2 protein-coding genes are annotated in these 1,986 nt (G+C 65.0%); both read right to left on the minus strand.

The features are described from left to right. Positions 1-1,760, minus strand: a 1,760-nt coding sequence (locus EN939_RS31990; protein ID WP_164751414.1) for a GAF domain-containing sensor histidine kinase, incomplete at its 3' end; no start/stop codon positions are given. Positions 1,761-1,844: 84 nt separating this feature from the next. Further along, positions 1,845-1,986 (minus strand): winged helix-turn-helix domain-containing protein (locus EN939_RS31995; RefSeq protein ID WP_164751415.1); only part of this gene is annotated, 142 nt, incomplete at its 5' end.

Genomic DNA, 1,986 nt, shown 5'->3' on the forward strand with positions numbered 1-1,986 from the left:
AGAATGTCGGAGAGCGAGCCGGCGACATCCGGCTCGTCGTCGATGATCAAGGCATGGCGCAGGCCGCTCGATCGCGGCTGGTTGTCGCCGGCGGTGGCGAGGCCGGCCACGATGGCCGGCAGCTGGACGACGAAACGCGCGCCTCTCGGGAGCACTTCCTCGAACCAGACATTGCCATTGTGCCGCTCGATGATCGATTTCGAGATCGACAGGCCGATGCCGGTGCCGACGCCGACCGGCTTGGTGGTGAAATAGGATTCGAAGATGCGGCCGCGGATCGCTTCCGGCACGCCGGGCCCATTGTCCTCGACCGAGAAGCGGGGATGACCGCGGTCGCTGCGGAACGTCCGCACCTTGATCAGCCGGTCACCGGCAATGCCAGCCAAGGCGTGCTGGCTGTTGATGAGGAAGTTGGCCGCTACCTGCGTCACATGGTCGGCGTCGGCCATGGCCAGCAGCGGGCCGGCGGCGAAATCGGTGTCGATGACGATGCCGCTTGAGCGCGCGCCATAGGCGGTCACTTCGAGTGCCGACCGGATCACCTGGTTGAGGTCGGTCTCGGCCTGTGCCGCGGGATGGAGGCGGACCATCGACAGGAAGCTCTTGACGATGCGGCCGCAGCGCTCGGCCGCGGCGCGGACTTTCTCGGCGCGCACCTTGGTCTGCGGATCGGAAGCGAATTCGTGCAGCAGCGTCGATTGCGCCACAACCACGGCCAGCGGATTGTTGAGTTCGTGCGACACGCCGGCCAGCAACGAACCCATTGCCGCCATCTTCTCGTTCTGGTGCAGCTTCTCGCGCTGCCGGCCGATTTCTTCCTCGGCACGCAATTTGTCGCGCAGGTCGCGGATGGAGCCGAAGATCAGGCGGCGGTCGGCGACCCGCATCTCGGTCGCCGTCAGCTCGATCGGGAACACTTCGCCGGCGGCATTCTGGGTCACCGTCTCGAGCCGCTGGCCGACCATCGGCGCGCCGCGGCCGGACATGTATTCGGCCCCTGAGGCATAGCCCTTGCGGTAGTAGATCGGCACGATCGTATCGAGCAGGTCCTTGCCGAGGATGTCGCTGCGCTGGAAGCCGAACATCTTCTCGGCGGCCGGATTGAATTCGATGATCGAGCCGGTCTCGTCGATGACGACGATAGCGTCGAGCGAGGCCTGCAGCATGGTGCGGCGAATGACCTCGCTGGCGTGGGCGTCGGAGGGCGAGCGCTCGATGGCGTCGCCGATGGCCAGCGCGATGATGTGCAGGGTCGCCTCTTCCTCGTCCGTCCATGCACGCTCGTTGACGCAGTCATTGACTGCCAGCGTCCCCCAGAGATGGCCATGCGCAAATACCGACACCGACAGAAACGACTTGATGTGCTGTTTTTCGAAGTCGGCCCTCAGGAAGCCTTCAAGGTCGCGCGTATGCCCGGCGAACACCTTGCCTTGCCTCTCGTCCTCGGCCAGCCGCTCCAGCAGCGGGTCCGAATTGACGATCGATTGCATGATGACGGTCGGCGACGCCAGTTCGCCGCCGAAAAGAGGGTCGATCCAGTAGGCTGCGACGGATTGGGCGAAGCCCTGGCCGGGCAGCTCGCGCAAGCGAAACAGGATGCCGCGCTGGCAATCCATGGCCCGGCAGAGCGTTTCCAGTATGCCGTCTATCTCGCGCTGCCAGTCGCCGGCCTCGCGCAGCCGGCGAACGACACGCACGGCCGCCATCGCCGCGCCCTGCCTGAACCCTTGCATATCGGTGCTTGCTGCTTCAGCGATCATCTTGTGCTGTCATTCCGGAGTCGCGCCAATTCGGAGTCGTGCCAATTCTGGCTGGCGAGCAACCGAATCCTTCTGGCCCGGTGCTCAGTTGCCGTCGCCGGTCGGCAGCGAGAAGATATAGCCCTCGCCGCGCACCGTGCGCAGGAATTTCGGATTGGCGGGATCGGCCTCGATCTTCTTACGCAGCCGCATGATGCGAATGTCGACGGCGCGTGACGATTCCGGG

Origin of the sequence: Mesorhizobium sp. M7A.F.Ca.CA.002.05.1.1, from assembly GCF_003998335.1 — a bacterium.
Lineage (GTDB): Bacteria > Pseudomonadota > Alphaproteobacteria > Rhizobiales > Rhizobiaceae > Mesorhizobium.